Annotated in this window: 21 protein-coding genes; 10 read left to right on the top strand and 11 right to left on the bottom strand. The window is 69.0% G+C overall.

The annotated features are described in order from the left end of the window. On the top strand, window positions 1-991 hold a 991-nt coding region (locus D7X99_RS37000), incomplete at its 5' end, for a hypothetical protein (protein ID WP_368667821.1). 3 nt (window positions 992-994) lie between these two features. On the opposite strand, the gene D7X99_RS36995 is transcribed toward D7X99_RS37000, so the two are convergent. Then, window positions 995-1,567 (bottom strand): putative toxin-antitoxin system toxin component, PIN family, encoded by a 573-nt coding sequence (locus tag D7X99_RS36995; protein WP_158627127.1) that lies wholly within the window; start codon window positions 1,565-1,567, stop codon window positions 995-997. 23 nt (window positions 1,568-1,590) lie between these two features. Beyond that, entirely contained in the window at window positions 1,591-2,001 is a 411-nt protein-coding gene (locus D7X99_RS36990; RefSeq protein WP_233614001.1) for a helix-turn-helix domain-containing protein, read from the bottom strand. Between the two features lie 269 nt (window positions 2,002-2,270). Between D7X99_RS36990 and D7X99_RS36985 the strand changes: the two genes are divergently transcribed. Further along, a complete protein-coding gene (locus D7X99_RS36985; protein ID WP_121781868.1) occupies window positions 2,271-4,169 on the top strand; it encodes a ribonuclease R family protein in 1,899 nt (632 codons plus the stop codon). 2 nt (window positions 4,170-4,171) lie between these two features. Then, window positions 4,172-4,621, top strand: a complete 450-nt coding sequence (locus tag D7X99_RS36980; protein ID WP_121781864.1) for a hypothetical protein — start codon at window positions 4,172-4,174, stop codon at window positions 4,619-4,621. A gap of 1 nt (window position 4,622) precedes the next feature. On the opposite strand, the gene D7X99_RS36975 is transcribed toward D7X99_RS36980, so the two are convergent. Continuing rightward, a complete protein-coding gene (locus D7X99_RS36975) occupies window positions 4,623-5,360 on the bottom strand; it encodes a hypothetical protein (RefSeq protein ID WP_233613999.1) in 738 nt (245 codons plus the stop codon). Between the two features lie 39 nt (window positions 5,361-5,399). Next, window positions 5,400-5,891, bottom strand: a complete 492-nt coding sequence (locus D7X99_RS36970; protein ID WP_121781863.1) for a YkgJ family cysteine cluster protein — start codon at window positions 5,889-5,891, stop codon at window positions 5,400-5,402. A gap of 422 nt (window positions 5,892-6,313) precedes the next feature. Between D7X99_RS36970 and D7X99_RS36965 the strand changes: the two genes are divergently transcribed. Beyond that, on the top strand, window positions 6,314-8,356 hold the full coding sequence (locus D7X99_RS36965; RefSeq protein WP_121781862.1) for a PilZ domain-containing protein: 2,043 nt from the start codon (window positions 6,314-6,316) through the stop codon (window positions 8,354-8,356). Window positions 8,357-8,377: 21 nt separating this feature from the next. Here the strand turns inward: D7X99_RS36965 and D7X99_RS36960 are convergent, their stop codons facing one another. Beyond that, a complete protein-coding gene (locus D7X99_RS36960) occupies window positions 8,378-9,364 on the bottom strand; it encodes an NYN domain-containing protein (RefSeq protein WP_121781861.1) in 987 nt (328 codons plus the stop codon). Window positions 9,365-9,568: 204 nt separating this feature from the next. On the opposite strand from D7X99_RS36960, the gene D7X99_RS36955 reads away from it, so the two are divergent. Next, window positions 9,569-10,000 (top strand): hypothetical protein, encoded by a 432-nt coding sequence (locus tag D7X99_RS36955; RefSeq protein ID WP_121781860.1) that lies wholly within the window; start codon window positions 9,569-9,571, stop codon window positions 9,998-10,000. Here D7X99_RS36955 and D7X99_RS36950 read toward each other — a convergent pair. The 4 genes from D7X99_RS36950 to D7X99_RS36935 all read right to left on the bottom strand — a co-directional run bounded on the left by D7X99_RS36950 (window position 9,997) and on the right by D7X99_RS36935 (window position 13,456). Next, a complete protein-coding gene (locus tag D7X99_RS36950) occupies window positions 9,997-11,016 on the bottom strand; it encodes an ABC transporter substrate-binding protein (RefSeq protein WP_121781859.1) in 1,020 nt (339 codons plus the stop codon). The genes D7X99_RS36955 and D7X99_RS36950 overlap by 4 nt on opposite strands. A 68-nt stretch (window positions 11,017-11,084) precedes the next feature. Then, window positions 11,085-11,846: an ABC transporter permease gene (locus D7X99_RS36945; RefSeq protein WP_121781858.1), complete on the bottom strand. Its 762-nt coding sequence runs from the start codon at window positions 11,844-11,846 to the stop codon at window positions 11,085-11,087. 13 nt (window positions 11,847-11,859) lie between these two features. Further along, window positions 11,860-12,777 carry an ABC transporter ATP-binding protein gene (locus D7X99_RS36940; RefSeq protein ID WP_121781857.1) on the bottom strand — a complete coding sequence of 306 codons (918 nt, stop codon included), beginning with the start codon at window positions 12,775-12,777 and terminating at the stop codon, window positions 11,860-11,862. A 133-nt stretch (window positions 12,778-12,910) separates the two neighbouring features. After that, a complete protein-coding gene (locus D7X99_RS36935; RefSeq protein ID WP_121781856.1) occupies window positions 12,911-13,456 on the bottom strand; it encodes a hypothetical protein in 546 nt (181 codons plus the stop codon). Window positions 13,457-13,673: 217 nt separating this feature from the next. Between D7X99_RS36935 and D7X99_RS36930 the strand changes: the two genes are divergently transcribed. From D7X99_RS36930 to D7X99_RS36915, 4 genes are all read left to right on the top strand, one after another. Further along, entirely contained in the window at window positions 13,674-14,768 is a 1,095-nt protein-coding gene (locus D7X99_RS36930; protein ID WP_121781855.1) for a glucose 1-dehydrogenase, read from the top strand. Further along, window positions 14,765-16,618, top strand: a complete 1,854-nt coding sequence (locus tag D7X99_RS36925) for a glycoside hydrolase family 15 protein (RefSeq protein ID WP_121781854.1) — start codon at window positions 14,765-14,767, stop codon at window positions 16,616-16,618. Before D7X99_RS36930 ends, D7X99_RS36925 begins: the two co-directional genes overlap by 4 nt. Window positions 16,619-16,650: 32 nt before the next feature. Further along, window positions 16,651-17,793, top strand: a complete 1,143-nt coding sequence (locus D7X99_RS36920; protein ID WP_121781853.1) for an App1 family protein — start codon at window positions 16,651-16,653, stop codon at window positions 17,791-17,793. A 126-nt stretch (window positions 17,794-17,919) separates the two neighbouring features. Next, window positions 17,920-18,519: a hypothetical protein gene (locus tag D7X99_RS36915; protein WP_121781852.1), complete on the top strand. Its 600-nt coding sequence runs from the start codon at window positions 17,920-17,922 to the stop codon at window positions 18,517-18,519. 13 nt (window positions 18,520-18,532) lie between these two features. Here the strand turns inward: D7X99_RS36915 and ppk1 are convergent, their stop codons facing one another. After that, window positions 18,533-20,698, bottom strand: a complete 2,166-nt coding sequence (gene ppk1, locus D7X99_RS36910) for a polyphosphate kinase 1 (protein ID WP_121781851.1) — start codon at window positions 20,696-20,698, stop codon at window positions 18,533-18,535. Window positions 20,699-20,910: 212 nt separating this feature from the next. Here ppk1 and D7X99_RS36905 point away from each other — a divergent pair, with 212 nt between their 5' ends. Continuing rightward, the gene (locus D7X99_RS36905; RefSeq protein ID WP_121781850.1) at window positions 20,911-21,411 is read left to right on the top strand and encodes a hypothetical protein; all 501 of its coding nucleotides are present in this window, start codon (window positions 20,911-20,913) and stop codon (window positions 21,409-21,411) included. A 6-nt stretch (window positions 21,412-21,417) separates the two neighbouring features. Here the strand turns inward: D7X99_RS36905 and D7X99_RS36900 are convergent. After that, window positions 21,418-22,504 (bottom strand): peptidylprolyl isomerase (locus D7X99_RS36900; RefSeq protein WP_233613997.1); only part of this gene is annotated, 1,087 nt, incomplete at its 5' end.

Below are 22,504 nucleotides of genomic sequence, written 5' to 3'. Positions count from 1 at the left end.
GCTCATCGGGTGGGGTGGGGCGGAGGCGAAGGGGCTCCACGTGGAGTACGACCTGCAGACGCCGCTGTTCCTGGACCGCACGTACCTGTTCGTGTCGCCCAGCCGCATCCAGCGGCAGGGGGACCCGGACTCGCCCTTGCCGCTGGTCTTCGAGGGCCAGTTCGCGCCGAACCTCTTCCTGCCGCAGTTGAAGCTGGACGACTTCAAGGAGGACGGGAGGGAGACGCTGTTCTCGGCGGTGTTCACGCCGAACATCCGGTTGCGGATGGCGAACACGGACAGCAACCCCATCCTGCCGCCGTCGTACCTGATGAAGTTGACGCTCCAGGCGGCGCATCTGCGGCTCTTGCACGGCCCCGACAAGGACGCAGCGCCCCGGGTGCTGGCGCTGGGGTTGAACGTCATCGCGGGGCACTACTCCAACGGCGAGGACGGGTGCTTCTTCGCGAACCAGACGGGGACGGACCCGAACTGCGAGCCCGCGGAGGGGACGCTGCCGTTGAACGAAATCACGGGGAGCTTCTCCACGAACGTGCTGCGCTTCGAACTGCACAGTCGGCTGGGGTTCGGAGTGGATCTGGACCGGCTGAGCGCATGGCTGGTGGGGGCGAATGCCTTCTACGAATTGAACTCAGCCATTGGACCCGGAGGGATGAGCCCGGCGCAGCGCCACGTGTATGGGAATGGGCACTGGGGGGTGGGACTGGTGGGGGAGCGCGAGGTGAACGGGAGCCGCTTCCGGCTGGAGGGTTCGTTCTCGCATCCGTTCGGAGAGACACCGGCGCAGCGGGGAACGCTGAGCGTGGAGGCGGCGGCGAATCCGCGCTGGGCGTCCGGCTTCGGCGTGTTCGCCAGGTACGTACGGGGGCAGGACTACTACAACATCCTCTTCCTGGAGCGCATCAGCCTCTGGCAGTTCGGGCTCGTGTTCGAGCTGAACCCGGGAGCGAGGTTGAAGACAGACAGTGGGAAGCCCCCTGGCTTCCAGTGACGGTCATTTGAGGAGGACAGGAGGCAGCATCTCACGGACCTCGCGGGCGAAGCCCGGTACGCTGCGCGCCAATCCGTCCAGGAGTTTCATCAGGGAGATGGGTGGATTGCGCAGGGCTTCGGCCTGGGCCCGGAGCATTTCCAACACGACGTCTGGTGCCTGGCTGAGCAGGTGCTGAAAGAAGGTGTCGGGATCCTGGGCCTGGATCGATGCAGGCAGGTGTTTCCTACTGAAGTCTTTCAGGTTGCTCGTGACAAGCGTCTGGGCGCCCGCGTGGACCGCGGCAGCGAGGACGTGCCGGTCCTTCTCGTGGTTGGTCATGGAGGAAATGAGCCCCTCATGACCTGTCACCATGGCTTCGGGAAAGGCAGATCTCATGGCGGCAACGCGTCGTGCGGCCTTCTCTTCCGACAGGCCGATGGCCTTGACTAGGTTGCGGCGCGTCTCCTCGAGGATGAGCTCCGTCCAGTGGATCTGGATGAGCCCTTCATGCGCCGCGCTCAACAACGTGTCGCAGACGGTGAGGGGAATCAGGACGTTCGCATCGAGGACGACCGGAAATGTGGCATGAATCACGGAATGGGTAGTCCTCTCAGTCGTCAGTCGAGTTCAGGATAGCCCTTGGCATCCTGACTCTCCCTCATCATAGCGTCGAGCTGAGCACGGCGATCGGACTTCTGTCGCGCACGATATTCTAGGACGTCCTTACTGTAGACACGTCGATGAGTGCCTGTGCGGTGGAAGGGAATCCGTCCCTCATCAAGGAGCTGCACTAAGTACTGCCGCGAGACGTTGAGCAGGTTCGCGGCCTGTTGGGTCGTGAGTTCCTTGTGGACGGGAACCACAGTAACAGCGTCCCCGGACGCAAGAATGGCAAGTAGTTGCTGCATCAGGGCAAGAACGTCAGTGGGCAGAGGAATCGACTCATGATTGGGACCAAGCAAGGAGAAGAGCGGATGCCCGCTTTTGTCGCTTAGCTCCTGGGTAATGAGCTGAGCGAGCTTTCGCACCTGTCCTACGGTTACATCGCTAGCGGTAATCGGTTCCGGAGTACGCGAGGTAGAGGGGAGAGTGTCAGGCGTGGACATGGTCGACCTCGGGTGTACAGGTTGCAGTGACCTGTCAATATAAGGATATTCGACCCAAGCGCAAGTTGATTTGCCCCCCTGCTCCTACTTCTGATTGACGTGGTTAGCTCGTAAACGTCGTAACCGTAACTTCCTGAGGCGTATCCCAGGCTCTCCCGCTTACCCGTGAGGTGGGCTACGACGGCACCGACATGGACACCTCCGCTTCCCCGCGCACCGTCACCGGCCGCGTCGACGTGCATCCCCGTGGCTTCGGCTTCCTCACCGTGCAGAAGCCCGGCACCCCGGAGGTGCTGTCCGCCTTCATTCCTCCTCCGGACCTGAACCCCCTGTTCGCGGGTGACGTCGTCTCTGCCACCGTGACCGCGTCCGGCGAGGGCCGGTGGACCGCGTCTGGCCTGTCGCTCCTGGAGCGCACCCGCACCGTCGTCTACGGCGAGGTCGTGTCGCGCAAGGGCGCCTTCTTCCTGCGCATCGACAAGGAGGTCTCCAACACCGACTGGCCCCTGGACCCGGGCACCACCGCCGTCCAGCACAACGACGCCGTCGTCGCCCGCATCGCGGACGGGAAGGTCGTCCTCCTCTACCGCCTGGAGCCCGGCGCGGACCGCTCCCTGGAGCGAGTCATCGCCCGCCACGGACTCCACCGGGACTTCCCCTCGGAGGTCGTCCAGGAAGCCCTCCGTGCGAAGGAGACCCCCCACGCCCTGGGCGGCGCCCGGCGAGACCTGCGCTCCATCCCCACCGTCACCGTGGATGCGCCGTCCACCCGCGACATCGACGACGCCATCTCCGTGCTGCCCGCGGGCCCCGACGGCGCCCTGCGCCTGCTCGTGTCTATCGCGGACGTGAGCGAGTCCGTGAAGGAGAACACCCCCCTGGACCTGGAGGCCCGCGCCCGCGCCACCAGCGTGTACCTGGCGGGCCGCGTGCTCCCCATGCTCCCGGAGGAGCTGTCCTCGCACTGGCTCAGCCTGGTGCCCAACGAGGAGCGACACTGTCTCACCGTTGAACTGCGCATCGACCCGGACGGCCGCGTCACCGCCGCGGATGTCTATGAGAGCCTCATCCGCTCCTGGGCGCGGCTGAACTACGACGAGGTCGCGGCCTTCCTCGACGACAACTCCATCTCTCCCGCCATGGAGCCCGTGCGCGAGGCCATGCCCTGGTTCCGCCTGGCATCCGCGCGGCTCGCCGTGTCCCGAGCCGCTCGCGGCGGCATGGCCATGTCCCGCGACGAAGCGCGCTTCACCTTCGACACCGCCACGGGCGCCGTGTCCGGGCTCGCCGGGGAGAAGGACACCTCCGCGCACAACATGATTGAGCGCTTCATGGTCGCGGCCAACGAAGCCATCGCCACCTGGATGATGACCCGTGGCGTGCCCACCGTGTACCGGGTGCATGAACAGCCGGATCCGCAGCGCGTGGCGGACGTGAACGCGTTCGCGTTGCACTCGGGGTTCGCGGCGGGCTTCGGCGCGCAGCTCACCCCGCTGGCCCTGGCCGCGTTCGACCGGCAGATCTCCGGAGCGAAGGCGGAGGCCGCGCTGCGCTCCGTGCTGCGCCGTTCGCTGGGCCCGTCCCGCTACACCGTGAAGCCGGGCCCGCACTTCGGGCTCGCGGCGCCGCTGTACCTGCACTTCACGTCGCCCATCCGCCGGTACGCGGACCTCGCCGTGCATCGGCTCATCAAGGCGTACCTCCACGGCCGGCGCGACTTCGTGCACGAGGACCCGGAGATTGAATCACTCTCCCAGCACATCAACGTGCGAGCCCGCTCCGCCAGCCGCGCGGAGGGGGACCGCCACCACGAGCTGGAGGCGCGCTTCATGTCCACCCGCATCGGGCAGCAGTTCCCCGCGCGCATCGTGCGAGTGAAGCCCTTCGGCCTCGTCGCGCAGCTGGATGGCATGTGGGTGGAGGGCATGGTGCCGGCGGAAGGACTCGCGGGCGGCCCCTACCGTCCGGACACGCGAGAGCTGTCCATGGTGGGCAAGACGCGGACCTTCACCGTGGGCATGCCCATCACCGTGAAGGTCGTCTCCACGGATGAGCAGCTGGGCCGGGTGGAGTTCGCCCTGGTCGAGTAGTCATGGGCGCGAAGACGGCCAGGGACATCAGCGGATACGAATTCGACTGGATCGCATGCGATGGCGTGGGCCACGTCGGGTTCTTCAGCACCGCGGGTAGGGGCTATGCCCCCGAGGCGTTTCTGCAGGACACGGACGCTCACGACACCGCGATTGAAGCGATCCTCGCGTTGCCGGGTTCCACGGATGGCCAAACTGAAACACAGACACTTTCGCCGTTCCATCACACCTGGCAGTTGATGGCGGCGCGGGGCGTGTTCGCGTTCGACGCGGACCCGAATGGAGGTCCCTACCGGCTGGAGGCGGCACCAGCGAATCCCATCCGTGTCACGGACCTTCCGGAAGCCGCCGCAACAGTGGCGCGGCGAATCACCCTGGAAGGCCTCGACTTCTCCAGGGTGAAAGTGATTACTGGGGAACTCCTCATGCGTGCTTCGCCCGGGACGGAGTAACTCACCCCGCCAGCGGCAACCCGTCCGTGGACTCCACCAGGATGTTGCCGGGCACCCAGCCCAGCAGCCCGGTGGACGACCTCACCAGGTACAGGACATCCCCCTTCGCGGGGACGCTCGCGGCCAGCACCGTCACCTTGGTGCCCTGCGCCGTCGTGGCCAGCACCGCGGAGCCCGTGCGGCTCTGCGTCAGCGGGAAGGACTTCTTCACCGTGGCCGTGACCTCCTTCCCGGGCTCGGCCGTCACCGCGTACAGCTCCTGCGGCACGTGCACCAGCTTCCACGCCTTGCGGTCCAGCGTGTACTTGTCCCGCTTCTGCCAGAACGCCATCCACCTATCGACCAGGACGATGCCGTTGCCCTTCGCCTCGGTCAGCGCGTGCACGTCCCCCAACAGCTTCACTGCCTTGCCGTCGTAGCCGTAGACGAAGTAGCGGTGACCGTCGTCCAGCTCCCCCAGCGTCTGGACCAGCAGCTCCTTCCACTTGTCGCCCGTGTCCAGGTCCACCACCTGGAAGCCCGGCACTTCGTTGCCGGCCGCGTCGCCCTTCAACGTCGCGCCGCCCACCTTCAAGGTGAACTTCCCGTCCTCCCCCGCCGTGAGTGACACCGCGTCCGGCTTGCCGTCCCCGTCCAGGTCCACCTGCGCGGACTTCACGAACTCACTGCTCTGCGCGAACGCAGGCGCACCAGCGAACAGCACGGCGGACGACAACACGGCCAGCAGGGACGTCTTCACGGGAGCAGGACCTCGGTCGGAGAACAGGACCTCGCCACGCTAGCCGCCCGAGCGGCGGAAGCGCCCCCGGAAGTGCTGGTCCAGGTACACCTCCGCGTGCGCCAGGGATTCTCGTGTCTCGGGAGCCAGGGTCAGCGAGGCCGCGGCCACCCGCGCCTGACGCATCGCGGGGCCCCTTCCGTCCTCAGCGGAACCCACACCGCGCACCACCGCGTCCACCTTGGCGTGCGCGGTATCCACTACGCCCTTCGCCTCCTCCAGGGACACCTCTCCCTCCGCCAGGGCGTTGAACAGCTGGCAGCGGTAGCGACGGCAGGCCTCGGGGCGCTCCTCGTACACGGTGCAGCACAGACCCTCCAGCGCGGCGCAGCGCTGGGGCAACACCTCCGTGCCGTCCTCCTTCACCGCCAGCGACAGGCCGCGCTGGCGCAGGGCCTCCGCCTCGGGGGGCCGCAGTGGCACCTGGGTGAAGAGGGTGCCGTCACAGCACATTCCGCAGTGGAGACAGAGGGTGGACAGGGCGGAGGACATGGCGTGCTCCCGGGATAACGCCTCGCGGGGAGGCGAGTCATCCCCGACGTGTGTCGCACCAACCTCTGTCCCCCAAGGCATGCCTTGTCTCACCAGTAGACATGCGACATGTCCCTCGTGTTCCATGTGTCGGAATCACCCTGTGTTTCCGGGGTCCGCGCGACCCGAGGGGAGGGACAGGTCCGCACCTGTCTTGGAAGGTGATGCGCCTGTCCGTGAAGGAAATCCCCGACTCGTGAGAAACCAATTCGCGACAGTCCAATGCGTGGCCGCCGCTCCAGCCCGAAGGTCTCAGTGCAGAAGGGATGAATGATCTCCACTCTGTGGGAATCCGAGTTCCCCGGGTCACGCGTAACTGGGGACAACACAGTTTCTTCGGACGTCGTAGGATCATGCCCCGTAGGACATCAGGGAGCCCCCGCATGCACACTGACACTCACGACGCGCCGGCCGGCCGCGAAGCCCTCCTCGGATACCGGATGGGAACCGAGCTCAGCGCGGCGGCCTCGTTTGGTTCGGACTTCTCTCCCGGGCGCCTGGTGCAGCTGTCCCTGGAGCACCTGACGCTCCACCTGGAGTCGCGCGCGGTGCCCCGCAAGGGACAGGCCGCGTCCGTGGTGGTGGGTGAAGGCGAGCGGTGGGCCACCGCGCTGGACGCGGAGGTGATTGGCGTCAACGCCATGCGCCCGGAGGTGAGCCTGCGCTTCGTCGCGCCGCCGCTGGACGCGGGCCGCCGCATCGTGGGCCTGTTGGAGTCGCTGCGTGACAACGGCCTGCTGCTCACGCCGGAGACGCGGCCCGTGTGGCGCGAGCAGATCGACCACGCGGACCGCGTCGCGCGCATCTGTGAAGCGCTCGCGTCCCGCCAGGCCCGCGGCGTGCTGCGCTCGCGCGATGGCCAGACCGTGGCGGAGGTCACCTGCGCCTTCTTCGAGCCGCTCCAGGACGCGTTCGGCTGGCAGCTGCACGGGACGCTTCCCCCCGGGCCCCTCACCCTGGAGGCGTTCGGCTACTCCAGCGTGGTGCACTTCCAGATGGACGCCGCGCGCGTGGAGGGTGGCCTGCTGCTGATGCCGGCGCCCACGTCGCTGGTGCGCTTCCGCCACCGCTGGCTGCGCCGCACGCAGGCCGCCGCGTCCTGCACGGTGGAGTTCGACCACCCGCTCTGGCCCCAGGTGCACGTGCACCGCGGCCTGCTGGATGTCTCCTACGAAGGCCTGTCCTTCCTCACCGAGCCCGGCGAGGACCTGATGTACCCGGGCCTGCGCCTGCCGGTGATGGAGGTCGGGCTGGAGGGCCACGCGCCGGTGCGCCTGCGCGCGGAGGTGCGAAACATCTCCAGCACGCCCAACGGCCGCCGCTGCGGCGTGAGCGTCCGGCCCCTGGACGCCGAAGGGGCCCGCGCGTGGCGCGCGCTGGTGGAGGCCCAGGCCCACCCCACCACCAAGGTGGAGGGCGACTGGAACGACGCCACCTGGAAGCTCTTCGAGCGCTCCGGCTACTTCCGCCTCCCGGGCAAGGAGCCGGAGAAGTTCACCAGCCTGCGCGACCAGTTCTCCCGCACGCAGGACAAGCTCCAGGAGGCGCCGCTGCTGGGCTACCGCGTGGTGCGCCCCGCGGAGGACGGCATGGAGGCCACGCTGTCCGTGCTCAAGCCCTACGCGGGCAGCTGGATGGCGCACCAGCTGGCGCGGCACCAGCCCCCGGGCAGCCGCTCCACCGCTCGCGAGGCCCTGCGCGACATCTACCTGCGCGGCTACGAGCCCACCCAGGTGGACCCGGAGGTGAAGTGGTTCTTCGCCTACTGCGAGGCGAACGTGCGCTGGGTGCGCTACACGAAGTTCGACTTCGCCACCTGGTACGCGCACACCGGCCAGACGTGCCTGGTGCCCTTCCGCCTGATGGAGGGCGAGGTGGACAGCGCCTGGACGCAGCCCGCGAACATCGCCCTGGGCGCACCCACCCAGGAGGAGCGCGCCAGCTTCTTCGCCCGCGTGACCGACACCCGCCCGGAGGCTTACCGCGAAGCGCTGGACCTGGTGCCGGAGCGCTTCGACCTGGAGACCACGCGCACCGGCTGGGGTGACGCCGGCCTGTCCCGCGAGCGTGAGCTGGTGGTGGCCCGCCATGAAGGCCGCGCCGTGGCCTTCGCGGTGTTCGAGTCCGCGCAGCCGGGCCTCAACCTCTTCAACGTGCTGGACGGCGTGCGCCTGGTGCCGCTGGAGGACGACGCGCGGCCGGAGGTGCAGGACGCGTTCGTGGCGCTGCTGGGCCGCGCGGCGGAGTGGTACCGCGCGCGCGACCGCAAGGTGTTCGTCCACTACGTGGAGGCCACCTGCGTGGAGTACGCGGAGCGCGTGTCCCTGGCGGACCTGGGCGACGGCAAGCTGTGGGTGATGTCCGCCCGCCTGCTGCCGGAGTTCCTGGAGCACCTCTGCGAGTCCACCACGCCGCGCGCGACGTAGTGGACCCGCGGGCGGGGGGTCTTAGAGCCCCTCGTCGTCCGGGTCCGGGTAGGACTCCAGCTCCTCTTCTTCCTCCTCCACCGGGACGGGCGCCTTGGCGTGGCGCCCCTTGCTGCCCTTGGCTTCGCGCGCCGGAGCGCCGACGTCCGAGTCCGGGCCCACGATGTAGCCCTGGCGCCCCTGCTGGATGCGGCGCAGCAGGCCTTCCTGCTCCAGCGCCTCCAGCAGCCGCGCGAAGGTGGAGAAGCCGTGGTCGCGCTCGTCGAAGTCGGGCTCCTTGCGGACGATGGTCTCCTTGACGAGCGACGGGTTGAGCGGGCCGGTCGCGCGGCGCAGCAGGCTCTGCACCACCTCGCGCGCGACGGCGGGCACCTCCGCCGCCTTGGGCTTGCCGCCCTTGGACTCGGCGCCTTCCTTGCCGCCCTTGGCGTCGTGGCCCTTGTCGTGGCCCTTCCCGCCCCGCTTGCCGCCCTTGCCCTCGTCGGACTTGGAGCCCCGGCCGCCGTGGTCCTTGTCCTTGTGCGAGGACTCGCCCCGGTTCTTGGGCTTCATGTAGATGAACTGGTCGCACGCCCGCACGAACATCTGGGAGCTGGCCTCGCGCACGGCCAGGCCAATGACGGTGCGGCCGTTCTCACGCAGCTTGTACGCCAGGGGGCAGAAGTCGCTGTCGCCGGAGGCGATGACGAAGGTGTCAATCTGCTCGCGCGCGTAGCACAGCTCCAGCGCGTCGATGACCAGGCGCATGTCCGCGCTGTTCTTGCCTGCGCGGGTGGAGGGGGGCACGTCCACCAGCTCCACGCCCACGTCGTGCAGGCGCTGCTTCGCGTCCTCGAAGCGCGACCAATTGCAGTACGCGCGGCGGAAGACGACCTTGCCCTGCTCCAGGAGCTGGTCCAGGGCGGGCTGCAGGTCGAAGTTGTTGGCGCTGATGCCGGTGTTGGTGACCAGGTTCTCGAAGTCGATGAAGAGGGCGATGCGGTGCTGCTCGTCGGTGCGTCCAGCCAAAGGTGCCTCGTATTGTATGCGAGCGGTCCTTGGCTCGCGTGCGCGCCACCCTACTGTGGGGAAGCTGCCTCACGCACGGTCCGTGTTCCGCCTCTGAACATTCAGTGCTGCCCACCCTACGTTTGAGCGGAAAGCCCGGGGGCAGCGCCCCCGTGACACGGAGGTGGCACCATGATGCACGGATTCACCAGACGTTGGCGAGCCATGGCGTGGACCGCGCCGACGCTCGGTCTCTTGTTGTGTGCGGGTCCCGCGCTGGCGAGTGAGCCCACGGTCACCAAGGACGGCGACCAGGCCGGGCAGATGGTGGCGAATTACACCAATCCGGCGAGCAGCAGCCCGTCGAACGTTCCGAGCACCATCCCCACCCTGACGCCGAACATCGTCGCCCCGGGCCAGTCCGTGCGGCAAATCACCCCGGACCCGGACAAGATGCGCCAGGTCAGCGGACCCGTGGTGAAGCGGTCCGGGTTGATCCTTTACGTGCGGGACGTGACCGGGCCGGTGGTGCCACTGGATATGAGCAACCTGACCATCTACAAGCCACCGCTCAAGGGGCAGCAGGTCCTGGCCCTCTACCAGGTGGACGAGACGGACAACGTGGCCCTGTCCCTCCAGGGGGAGAAGCTGGACTAGTTCGGCTTCGCGCCGCCGCCGCGCACCTCGTCCAGGACGCTCAGGTCCACGAGCCCCGCGATGTCATCACTGGGGATGAAGCCCAGTGACTTCGCGTGCTCGGCGGACGTCTTCAGCGCGGCGGGCACCGGGTCCAGGCTCGGCTCCAGGCGGGAGAACGCGTCCTGGAGCACGGGCGCCTGCAGGGGCTTGCGCGTGAGCTGGCCGAAGGCGGCGTTGACGGACGTGGCGAAGGCCGCCGGGTCCGCGCGCCAGCGCTCGGTGAGCCGCACGTGGATGCCCAGGAGCGCCGCGATGCGCGGGCGCTGCGTCTCCAGCACCTTCTTCGTCGTCACCACCACCGTGGTGGGGAAGCGCTTGTCCGGCCAGAGGTCGCGCTCGTCCACCAGGATGTGACCGCCCCCTTCGGCGAGCATGCGCGCGCCCCAGGGCTCGGGCACCCACGCCCCCTCGATGGCGCCCTGGAGGTACTGGGCCAGGATGTCCGGGTTGCTGATGGGAATCACCTGCACGTCGCCGCCCGCGTCCGTGGTGATGCTCAGCTTCTGGCCCTTCAGCCAGGTGCGCAGGGCGATGTCCTGCGTGTTGCCCAGCTGCGGCGTGCCCAGCTTCTTGCCCTTGAGCTCCGCGGCCGTCTTCGCGTTCTTCACCACCAGCACCGCGCCGCCGTTCACCGCGCCCGCGATGATGCGCAGCTCCTTGCCGGCCTTGAGGTACGTGTTGATGGCGGGGCCCGGGCCCACGTAGGCCACGTCCACGGAGCCCGCCACCAGCGCCTCCATGGCCGCGGGGCCCGCGTTGAACTGCCGCACCTCCACGTGGCCCATGCCGGGCTGCGACCCGAAGAGCCCCTCCGAGTTCGCCACCAGCGCCTGCGCGTGCGTGATGTTGGGGAAGAAGGCCACGCGCAGGGGCGCGTTGGCGCCGGAGGGCGTGTCCTTCTTGCAGGACGTGACACCCATCAGGAGGACGGCGCAGACACCGAGGAGCAGGGACAGCGGACGCGCGGAAGACATGGTGCGTCACGCTACTGGAGATTCCCCGCCTGTTATCAATGCCCGCGAGTGCGCAAGCGTCTTGAGGCTCACACGGACGCCGTCAGGCCCCACCTGCGCCTGAGGCGCGTCTCCACCGTCTGGAAGAGGACGCGGTCCACCGTGATGCCGATGAGGATGATGGCCAGCATCACCGCCATCACCTGGGACACGTCCATCAGCTCGCGGCCCATGGTGAGCAGCTGGCCCAGGCCGCCGGAGACGAAGAGCAGCTCGCCCGCGAGCAGCGCGCGCCACGCGAAGCTCCACCCCAGCTTGAGGCCGGTGACGATGCCGGGCAGCGCGCCGGGCAGGAGCACGCCGAAGTAGAAGCGCAGGCCCCGCACGCCCAGGGTCCTGGCCACGCGGGCCAGCTGCGGGTCCAGGCCGTTGACCGCGTCCTCGGTGGCGATGGCGATGCCCAGCACGCTGCCCATCACCACCACGAAGAGGATGGCGGCGTCGTTGAGGCCGAACCACAACAGGGCCAGGGGCAGCCAGCAGATGGAGGGCAGGGCCTGCAGGCCCATCACCACCGGCTTCACCGCGTTGCGGAAGAAGGACAGCCGCGCGATGCAGAGCCCCAGCGGGACGCCGATGGCCACCGACATGAGGTAGGCGCGTGTCAGCCGGCCCAGCGAGCGCAGCGTGGCGCTGCCCAGCTGTCCGTCGCGGGCCATGGCGATGAGCGCCTGGACCACCTCCAGCGGTCCGGGGAACAGGTGCTTGTTCCACACGCCCGAGCGCGACAGCCCCTCCCAGAGCGCGAAGAGCAGCGCGATCATCCCCAGCTTCTGCGCCCACTTCAGCATGGCGGTGTCCCCTCTAACGGCCGGTCACGACGCTGGCGCGAGGCAGGCTGGACGGTGTGCGCGTGCGGCGCTGCACGGGCTCCGCGGGAGGGACCTCCAGCGCGTTGTCCTCCGAGGCGCGCAGGCGGTGGCGGATGTCGCGCGCCATCGCGTCCAGGGACGGGTCCTCCAGCGAGCGCGGCATGGGCAGGTGGATCTCCAGGTCCTCCACCACGCGGCCCGGACGGGGCGCCATCAGCACCACGCGGGTGCCCAGCATCAGGGCCTCCTGCACGTCGTGGGTGACGAACACCACCGTCTTGCCGGAGCGCAGCCAGATGGCCTGCAACATCTCCTGCATGTGCACGCGCGTCTGGGCGTCCAGCGCGCCGAAGGGCTCGTCCATCAGCAGCACGGTGGGGTCCACCGCGAGCGCCCGGGCCAGGCTGGCGCGCATCTTCATGCCGCCGGAGAGCTGGTGGGGCAGCGTGTCCTCGAAGCCCTCCAGGCGCACGCGCTGGATGAAGGCGTTGGCCCGCTCGCGGCGCGCGGCGCGGGGCACGCCCCGGGCGGCCAGCGCGAAGGTGATGTTGCCGCGCACGGTGAGCCACGGGAACAGCGCGGCCTCCTGGAACATCAGGAGCCGGTCCGGACCGGGCCCGTGGATGGGCTTGCCGTCAATGGCCACGCGGCCGCCAGTGGGCACCACGTGGCCGGCGAGCGCATAGAGCAGCGTGGACTTGCCACAGCCAGACGGGCCGAGCAGGCAGACGAACTCACCCGAGCGGACGTTGAGGTTCACGTCCTTCAGCGCCACGACCTTGTTGGAGTAGTGGTGGTCCAGCTGGGCGATGGAGATCTTCGCCCGGTCCGCGTCCACGTTCGCGGGCCGCAAAAGATACGGCGCCGCCTGGCGCAGGCCCCGCATCCGCTCGATGAGGCGTCGAAACATTCGCCACAACCTATTCACCTGCCCCGCGGTCGCACAGGAGGGGCCTGGAAGCGGGCAGGCGCCTTTCACTGTAGGACAGGAAGTAAAATCCGCGGCGCACGTCCGGCTGCTTTTCGACGCGCTCTGTTGTCCGTCAGGAGACGGCGGCCCGCTCCGCCTTGCGGTGCGCCAGCGTGCGGGAGAGCAGCCACAGGCTCAGGGCGAGCACGCCCAGGCCCACGACGGTGAAGGCGCCGCCCACGCGCAGCGACGCCGTGCGGTCGTCCTGGAACACCGCGAGTGCGTCCGTGCGGGGACCCGTGAGGTAGCGCCGCACGGTGTCCGCGAAGGCCTGGGCCTCCGGCTCGGCTTCCGTCCACTGGTAGGCGAGCGGCTGGACGCCAGAGCGCGTCCGCAGCTGGGCCCGGAAGATGGGCGCCGCGCCCTTGCGGGTGCTGCGACTGCGGGCCACCTCCACGCCCTGGATGTCCGCGGGCGCGTAGCGGCCCACCTCGTCGTGGCTCAACCAACTGGAGCGGGTGAGGACGCACGGGCCCTGGGGTTCACAGCGCAGGTCCATGCGCGCGTTCTGGCCGAGGAAGAACACCCCCAGCACCAGGAAGGGCAGGGCGAGCATCAGGAAGGCCGTGGCACCAATGGCGGTGGCGCGGCTGCGTCGGTAGGCGGGGGGCGAACGCACGGCCTGTTTCTATAGACCCGCGCGCCCCAAGGGGGGCAGTGCTTTCGAGTGTCGCCCTCCAGGCAGGCGGGCGGCCCGGGCTGTTCAGCGGCGGTCCCCTCTGGCGGGCCGGGTGGGGAAGCGCAGGGCGGCGGACGGGCACTTGCGGCATGGGTCCCAAGTCCGCACCCCTTGTCCTGGGACCTTCAGCACTTCGCCCGGAAGGAGTCCTCATCCCATGAAGGCCGTGGCCGTCATGTTCCCCTCGCGCGAGGTGCGCGTCCTCGACGTTCCCGAACCGCGGCTGCACTCGCCCACCCAGGTCAAGGTGCGCACGCTGGAGGTCGGCGTGTGCGGCACCGACCAGGACATCCTGAAGGGCGACCACGGCGCGGCGCCGAAAGGGGAGGACCACCTCATCCTGGGCCACGAGTGCCTGGGCGAGGTGATGGAGGTGGGCGCGCACGTGCAGGGCCTGAAGCCGGGGGACCTGGTGGTGCCCCGGGTGCGCAGGCCCTGTCCGCACACGCGCTGCCCCGCGTGCCGCCACGGCCACCCGGACTTCTGCGTGACGGGGGACTACACGGAGCGCGGCATCCAGGGCGCGCACGGCTTCTGCGCGGAGCACTTCGTGGAGGACGCGGCCTACCTGCACAAGGCGGACGACGACCTGCGCGGCGTGGCCGTGCTCACCGAGCCGCTCACCATCGCGGAGAAGGGCCTGCGCGAGGTGGCGCACATCCAGTCCCGCCTGCCGTGGAAGCTGAACCCCGGCAAGGCGCTGGTGCTGGGCGCGGGGCCGGTGGCGCAGCTGGGCGCCATGGCGCTGATGCGCGCGGGCTTCGACGTGACGGTGTACTCGCGCAGCCCCAAGCCCAACGAGAAGGCCGCCGCATCCGAGGCGGTGGGCGCGCCGTACGTCTCCTCGAAGGAGGTGACGGTGGAGGCCTTGAAGAAGCAGCTGGGCGGCGTGGACCTCATCTACGAGGCGACGGGGGCGTCGAAGGTGGCCTTCGACTCGCTCCAGGTGCTGGAGGAGAACGGCGTGCTCATCTTCACCGGCGTGCCCGGGCGTGAGGAGCCGCTGGAGCTGCAAGGTGACCAGGTGCTGGGGCAGCTCGTCCTGGGCAACCGGGTGATGTTCGGCACGGTGAACGCGTCGGACAGCGACTTCCGTGAAGCGCTGGAGGACCTGGCCCGCTTCCGCGCGAAGTGGCCGGGCAGGGTGGAGGCGCTCATCACCCAGCGCCACCCGCCGTCGGAGTTCGCGAAGGTGGTGGAGTCGAAGGGCGGCATCAAGCACGTCATCTCATTCCAGGAGCATGCCCGGTGAACCTGCACCACTCGGACCTGAAGGGCGGCGTGGCCATCGAGGACCACGGCATCATCGGCGACCTGCGCACGGTGGCGCTGGTGGGCTACGAGGGCACCATCGACTGGTTGTGCTTTCCGTACTTCGACAGTCCCAGCATCTTCGCGGCGCTGCTGGACCCGGAGAAGGGCGGGTACTGGCGCCTGTCCCCGGAGCCGGACAACGTCCAGAAGCGGCAGTTCTACTGGCCGGACACGAACGTGCTGGTGACGCGCTTCTACACGCCGAACGGCGTGGGGGAGCTCATCGACCTGATGCCCCTGGGCAAGGGGGCCAGGGCGGAGGGGCGCGAAGTCCTGCGGCGCATCCGCGTGGTGCGCGGGGAGATGACCTTCCGCATGGAGTGCTTCCCGGCGTTCAACTACGCCCGGGATGAACACGAGACGCACATCGTGGAGGGTGGCGCGGCCTTCCTCTCCAAGAGCCTGAGCATGCAGCTGGTGACGAACGTGCCGCTCCTGCATGACAAGAACGGCGTCGTCGCGCACTTCACGCTGAAGGAGAGCCAGTCCGCGGTCTTCACCCTGCGCGAGGGGGGCAAGGAGGGCTGCCACCACCACCTGCACACGCACGACTCCGCGGAGAAGCTCTTCCGCGACACGGTGGACTACTGGCGCCACTGGCTGTCGAGGTGCAAGTACACGGGGCGGTGGCGGGAGATGGTGCAGCGCTCGGCGCTGGCCCTGAAGCTGATGACCTTCGAGCCGTCCGGGGCCATTGTCGCGGCGCCCACGTGCAGCCTGCCGGAGTCAGCGGGCGGCACGCGCAACTGGGACTACCGCTACTGCTGGCTGCGCGACGCGGCCTTCACCGTCTACGCGTTCATCCGCATCGGCTTCAACGAGGAGGCCGCCGCCTTCATGCGCTGGGTGGAGAAGCGCTGCGCCGAGCACGGGGACGGGCCGCTGCCCCTGATGTTCCGCCTGGACGGCAGCCCGGTGCCGCCGGAGGAGCAGCTCCACCACCTGCGCGGCTATGGCGGCGCGCGGCCGGTGCGCATCGGCAACGCGGCGGCGAACCAGCTCCAGTTGGACATCTACGGCGAGCTGATGGACTCCGTGTACCTGTCCAACAAGTACGCCGCGCCCATCTCGTATGACTTCTGGCGGCACCTGCGGCGGCTGGTGGATTGGGTCTGCGACCACTGGCAGAACGAGGACGAGGGCATCTGGGAGATCCGCGGCTCGCGCCGGCACTTCGTCTATTCGAAGCTGATGTGCTGGGTGGCGGTGGACCGGGCCATCCGGCTCGCGGACAAGCGCAGCCTGCCGGCGGACCGGGCGAAGTGGCTGAAGACGCGCGACGCCATCTTCGAGGAGATCATGGACAGGGGCTGGTGCCAGCAGAAGGGCGCCTTCATCCAGGCCTATGGGAATGAAGCGCTGGACGCGGCGAACCTCCTGATGCCGCTGGTGTTCTTCCTGTCGCCGGTGGATCCGCGGATGCTCTCCACGCTGGACGTCATCCGCCGGCCGCCCCGGGAGGGAGGCCTGACGTCGGACGGCCTGGTGTTCCGCTACGACGCGGACGAGAAGCTGGATGGGATTGAAGGCAGCGAAGGCACCTTCAACCTGTGCAGCTTCTGGCTGGTGGAGGCGATGACGCGCGCGAGCAGCGTCCGGCCGGACCTGCTGGACGAGGCGCGGCTCATCTTCGAGCGGATGCAGGGCTACGCGAACCACCTGGGGCTGTACGCGGAGCAGACGGGCATGTCCGGCGAGGCGATGGGCAACTTCCCGCAGGCGCTCACGCACCTGTCGCTCATCAGCGCGGCATATAACCTGGACCGGACGTTGGGCCGCCACGATTGACGGAGGGGACGGTAGACTCACGCGCACCCGCCATGCCCGACCTGTACCCGCTGCTGTTCCGTTTCGCCGTCAAGGCGGATGCCCGATACGACGTGCTGAGCCGCCGCGTGCGCAAGGGGCTGGGCATCGCCCCGCCGCTGCGCATCCTGCCGTACCGGGGCTACGGCACCCCGGAGCGCGTGGTCATCAAGGCGCGCGTGCTGGAGGAGCGCAAGGTGACGCCCCAGCGCCAGCGCCACACGCTGTGGAGCAGCGCCGTGGCCTCCTACAAGCGCTACATGACGCGGGAGATTTCCAGCGCGCACGTGGCGGTGCGCTGGGGGGACAAGCGCTGGGAGGGCGTGACGGACGAGGAGGGCTTCCTGGAGCTGTGGGTGCCCCCGCCGGAAGGCGTGCGCTCCGGCTGGCACATGGTGGAGCTGGAGCTGCTGTCGCCAGAGGCGGACGGGGTGTCTCGCGTGTCCGCGCCGGTGCGGGTGGCGGGGACGAGCGCGGAGCTGGGCGTCATCAGCGACATCGACGACACGGTCATCGCCACGGGGGTGACGGATCCGCTCAAGCGCGCGTGGGCGTTGTTCCTCACGGAGCACCGGGGGCGGCTGCCCTTCCCGGGCGTGGACGCGTTCTACGCGGCGCTCCAGGCGGGCGCGAGCGGCACGGCGGACAACCCCATCTTCTACGTGTCCAGCAGCCCGTGGAACCTCTACGAGCACCTGGACGAGTTCCTCTCCATCCACCGCATCCCCATTGGCCCGCTGCTGCTGCGCGACTGGGGCCTGTCACGGCATGGCTTCGCGCCGGGCGGGGGGCACGGGCACAAGCTGGACAAGATTCGCGGCGTGCTGGAGACGCTGTCGCATCTGCCCTTCGTGCTGATTGGGGACAGCGGCCAGGAGGACGCGGAGCACTACCGCACCATCGTGCGCGAGTACCCGGGCCGCATCCGCTGCGTCTACATCCGCAACGTGCCGGGGGGCTCCAAGCGCGGCGAGGAGATGGAGGCCATCGCGAAGGACATCCGCGACGCGGGCAGTGAGCTGGTCGCCGTGGATGACACCGTGGCCGCCGCGAGGCACGCGGCGCGCGCCGGGTGGATCCGCTGGGAGGAGGTCCCGGAGGTGGAGGCCCACCGCCGCGAGGACGCCGCGCGGAGCGCCCTGGGCGAGCGGGGCTGAAGATTTCCAACCCCGCGCGTCACGGCGCGGTGACACGTGCACGGGAGACATGTTGCCGCTTGAGGGTGGGGAGGGGGCTGTGGCACACGCGGGCCTCCCTCGTTTCATCCCCCCGAGGTCGTCGACATGTCGCGAAACACCCTGAAGTGGTCCGTGCTGGCCTCCGCGCTGTTCCTGGGTGCGTGCAACAACGCGCCTGCTCCGACGGAGGAGCCCACCCAGCCGGCGCCCGAGTCCACCCAGTCCGTGCGCACGGTGGAGTCGAAGCTGAGTCAGATTGAGTTGGAGTGGGAAGGCCCGACGCCGCTGCTCGAGTCCATCATGGAGGCGGGCAACGACGAGTGCGACGCGTACTACAACTGGTGTGACGGCACGCTGGACGTGTACGGCTTCCCGTGGTCGTCCACGCAGGCGCCCACGCTGTCGGACGCGGTGGAGTCCGTGTTCGCGATGATGAACGACCCGCGCGAGCAGAGCCGCATCAACTGGCAGGACCGGGGCACGGTGCCGTTCAGCACGCTGTCCGACACGCTCTTCAAGTTCGAGGCGCTGGACCCGAACCTGCTCACGGAGATTGGCAACGGCACGGAGCAGGTGCAGATCCGCTACTTCTACTCCACGTACCTGGTGGCGCCGGGCGCGTCTGACTGGAACCACCTGTTCATCCTGCTGTTCCCCCAGTCGCACCGGGTGGTGGTGTTCAACCTGGTGAACCACGAGATTTGAGCTGTAGGGCCGCTCAGCCCACGGGGCGTCCGCTCTGCATCTGCACCATGCGGATGGCGCGATCCATGAGCTCACCCTGGGCGGAGCGCTTGTCGTTGGGCGTGGCGGCGGTGCGCCGCCGCCACGTGCCGTCCGTGCCCAGCTCCCATGCGCCGCTGGTGTCCACCATGCAGCGCTCCACCACGTCTCGCACCTGCGCGGCCAGGGTGGGGTCCTCCACCGGCGCCAGGATTTCCACCCGGTGGTCCAGGTTGCGCGGCATCATGTCCGCGGACCCGATGTAGCACCGCGACGTCGCGCCCCGCTCGAAGGTGTAGATGCGCGGGTGCTCCAGGAAGCGGCCCAGGTTGGACACCACCCGGATGTGCTCCGACACTCCCGGCACCCCCGGCCTCAAGCAGCAGATGCCTCGCACGTTGAGGTCCACGCGCACGCCCGCGCGGGACGCGTCGTAGAGCGCGCGGATGATGCCCGGGTCCACCAGCGCGTTCATCTTCATCATGATGCGCGTGGGCGTCTCCGGCGTGTGCGCCGCCTGCGTCTTCTTGATCTCCTCCAGCAGCCCTTCCCGCATGGTCAGCGGCGCCACCAGCAGCTTGCGGAAGGAACGCGGCCGGCCGAAGCCGGTGAGGAAGTTGAAGACGTCCGCCACGTCCGCGCCAATGTCCGGGTCCGTGGTGAACAACCCCAGGTCCGTGTAGAGCCGCGCCGTCTTCGGGTTGTAGTTGCCCGTGCCGATGTGCACGTAGTGCCGCACCCGCTCACCCTCGCGCCGCACGATGAGGATGGCCTTCGCGTGCGTCTTCAGGCTGGGAATCCCATACACGACGTGCACGCCCGCCTCTTCCAGCGCGTTCGCCCAGCGGATGTTGGCGCGCTCATCGAAGCGCGCCTTCAGCTCCACCATGCACACCGCCTGCTTGCCGTGCTCCGTCGCGCGGATGAGCGCGGGCACCAGCGGGGAGCTGTCCGACGTGCGGTACACCGTCTGCTTCAGCGCCAGCACGTCCGGGTCCTCCACCGCCTCGCTCACGAAGCGCTCCACGGAGCTGGCGAAGGACTCGTAGGGGTGGTGCACCAGCAGGTCGCCCCTGCGCATCGCGGACATCACCGTGCCCCCGCCTTCCGCGGACTCGTTGTCCGTGCGCAGCCGCGCCTGCGTCACCGGCGTCCACGGCGGGTCGCGCTGCTCGGAGAAGCCCGGCGTCATCGCCAGCGACATCACGTCCGCCAGGTCCAGCAGGCCGTGCTCCTCGTACACCTGCCGCGGCTCCAGCGTCAGCGCCTCCACCAGCGGCTCCAGCAGCTTCGCGTTCATCCCCGCCTGGATCTCCAGGCGGATGACGTCCCCGAAGCGGCGCTGGCTGATCTCCGTCTCCACCGCCTTGAGCAGGTCCTCCGCGTCCTCGGACACGGTGTAGTCCGCGTCGCGCGTCACGCGGAACAGGCTCCAGTTGAGGACCTCCATCCCGGGGAACAGGTCCCCCAGGTGCTGCGCGATGATCTCCTCCAACGGTACGAAGAACGTGCCCCCCTTGAGCGGCACGAAGCGGGGCAGAATCTCCTTGGGCACCTTCACCCGCGCCACGCTCTCGTCTTCCGCCACCGGGTCGCGCAGGAGCACCGCGAGGCTCAGGGACAGGTTGGAGATGTACGGGAAGTGCCGCCCCAGCCCGATGGCCAGCGGCGTGAGCACGGGGAAAATCTGCTCGCGGAAGCGCTGCTCCATCTGCGCGCGTTGATCCGCGTCCAGCTCCTTCATGGACAGGATGCGCAGCCCCTTCTCCGCCAGCGCGGGGCGCAGCACCTTCTCGAAGCAGTCCGCGTGGCGCCGGCCCTGCTCCAGGATGCCCGTGTGCAGCTTGTCCAGCGTGTCGCCCGGGGACGCGCCGTCCGGCACCAGGCGGCCCACGCGCGCGGCGATCTGCTCGTGCAGCCGCGCCACGCGAATCATGAAGAACTCATCCAGGTTGCGCGCGTAGATGGAGATGAACTTCATCCGCTCCATCAGCGGCATCTCCGGCGCCTCGGCCAACTGCAGCACCCGGTCGTTGAAGGCCAGCCACGACAGCTCCCGGTTGAAGAACAGGTCGCTGTCCGGCAACTCCGTGCCCGGGGGGACGACGTCCCGGTCCACGGCCTTCTGGGGGGTGCCTTTGGCGGCGGCGCGCTTCGCCATGAAGTGTGACTCCTCCGAGGTGTTTCTCAGGGTGTGCCCTCTAGCAGCCCCGCACCACGCCGATTGTGAACTCGCACGCCTGGCCCGGAACCGGACATCCGGGCGTATCCCACCCTGGACGACCCCGGCAGTGGCCAGCGAGGCGTACGGGCTGTGGACTCCCCGGCAGTCCATCGCTTGAATCCGGCGGGCACTGACGGCATTCAAGAGGGGTGAGCACTCCCAATCTTCCCCTCCCGGTCACTCCGGACGGTGCCCCGGCGGACACGTCCCCGGACGCCCTGTTCACGGCCTTCCGCGAAGGGTCCCAGAAGAAGTCCAACCGCTTCACCTTCACCTGGTTCGTGGCCGCGGCGGTGCCCGTCGTGCTCGCCCTGGGCTTCTTCACCCTTTGGCGTGCAAACGGAACGTCCTTCTCCGTCGTCACGCCGCACGGCATCAAGGTGCTGCGCGCGGGGATGACGACCCAGGAGGTCGGGGGCCTGCTGGGCCACCCGCTCACGCTCCAGAAGCAGGGCGACCAGGACTGCTACCGCTACGGCCGGCCCAACTTCGTGAACGAGGTCTTCGTCGTGTACTCGGTCTGCTACGAGCAGGGGCAGGTGCGCGACGTGCTCACGCACCAGTACTCGGCCTGGCAGATAGACCCCGCGACGGGGGCCTTCATCGCGCCCGGCCAGGAGCCGCCCGCGCCCAAGAACCCGGCGGGGTAGCCGCTTTCAGCCTTGAGCGAGCCCCGCCTCGGCGCCCTCGAAGGTCACCTTCGCCTGCGTCATCACGTGCTCCACGGCGAGCAGGTGCCACGCGACGTCGGTCATCTGCGCGGACGCGGACGGGTCCAGCATGGACTCGCGCAGCTGCGCCTCGGTGATGCCGAAGGGCTCCGAGGACTCCTTGAGCAGCTCCAGCGTGACCTGCGGCGTGAGCTGGAGCTTGTCCCGCTGCGCGATGGCGCGGAGCACCAGGGCAATCTTGAGGCGGCGCTCCACGTCGTCGCGGATGCCCGGGTGGTGCATCCAGCCGTCCAGCGCCTCCTGCTGCTCCTCCAGGCTGAAGAACTTCTGCGCCAGCACCTCGCCCTCCGCCTGCTTCCAGCGGCGGCGGATCTCCTCGTCCACCAGCGCCTTGGGCACGGTGACGTCCGCGCGGGCGACGATTTCGTCCAGCACCCGGTTGCGAGCGTCCACCCAGAGCATGTCGGCCATCTCGCTCTCCATCTCCTCCACGATGGAGCTCATGACCTCCTCATGCGTGGAGCCGCGGCCCAGCTGCTGGAGGAACGCGTCCGACTCCGTGTCGGGCATGCTCACCTCGCGCGCGCCGCGCACGTCCACCAGGAAGCGCGCCGGCATGCCGCGCAGCGGGTCCGCCGGGTAGTTGTCCGGCAGCACCAGCCCCACCTCCACGCTGTCGCCCACGCTGGCTTCCGCGATGACCTCCGCGAAGCCGGGCAGCATCACCTGGGGGGCCAGCTCCATCCAGTAGCCCATGCGGGTGCTGAGCGGGATGAGGCGGCCGTTGGCGTAGCCCAGGATGTCCAGCCGCACGTCGTCGCCCATGGCCAGGGCTTCGCCTTCCGCGCGCTCACGGACCTGCGCCTTCGCGCGGGCCAGCTCGTGGAAGCGCTCCAGCAGGTCCTCTTCCGTGAGGTCCTCGCCCTGGGGCACGCGGATGTTCAGGTTCTCCAGCGACGGGGCCTTCACCACCGGCAGGTCCGCCTGGTGGCCCAGGCCGGGCGCCACGGGCAGCCGCTGCACCAGCTGATGCACGGGGGTTTGCGCCGGGGCGGCGGGCGCTTCCGGAGGC

Origin of the sequence: Corallococcus sp. AB032C (assembly GCF_003668935.1) — a bacterium.
GTDB lineage: Bacteria > Myxococcota > Myxococcia > Myxococcales > Myxococcaceae > Corallococcus > Corallococcus exiguus.
Note: the sequence above shows the minus strand (reverse complement) of the source record. Positions and strands in the feature narration are given on the sequence as shown.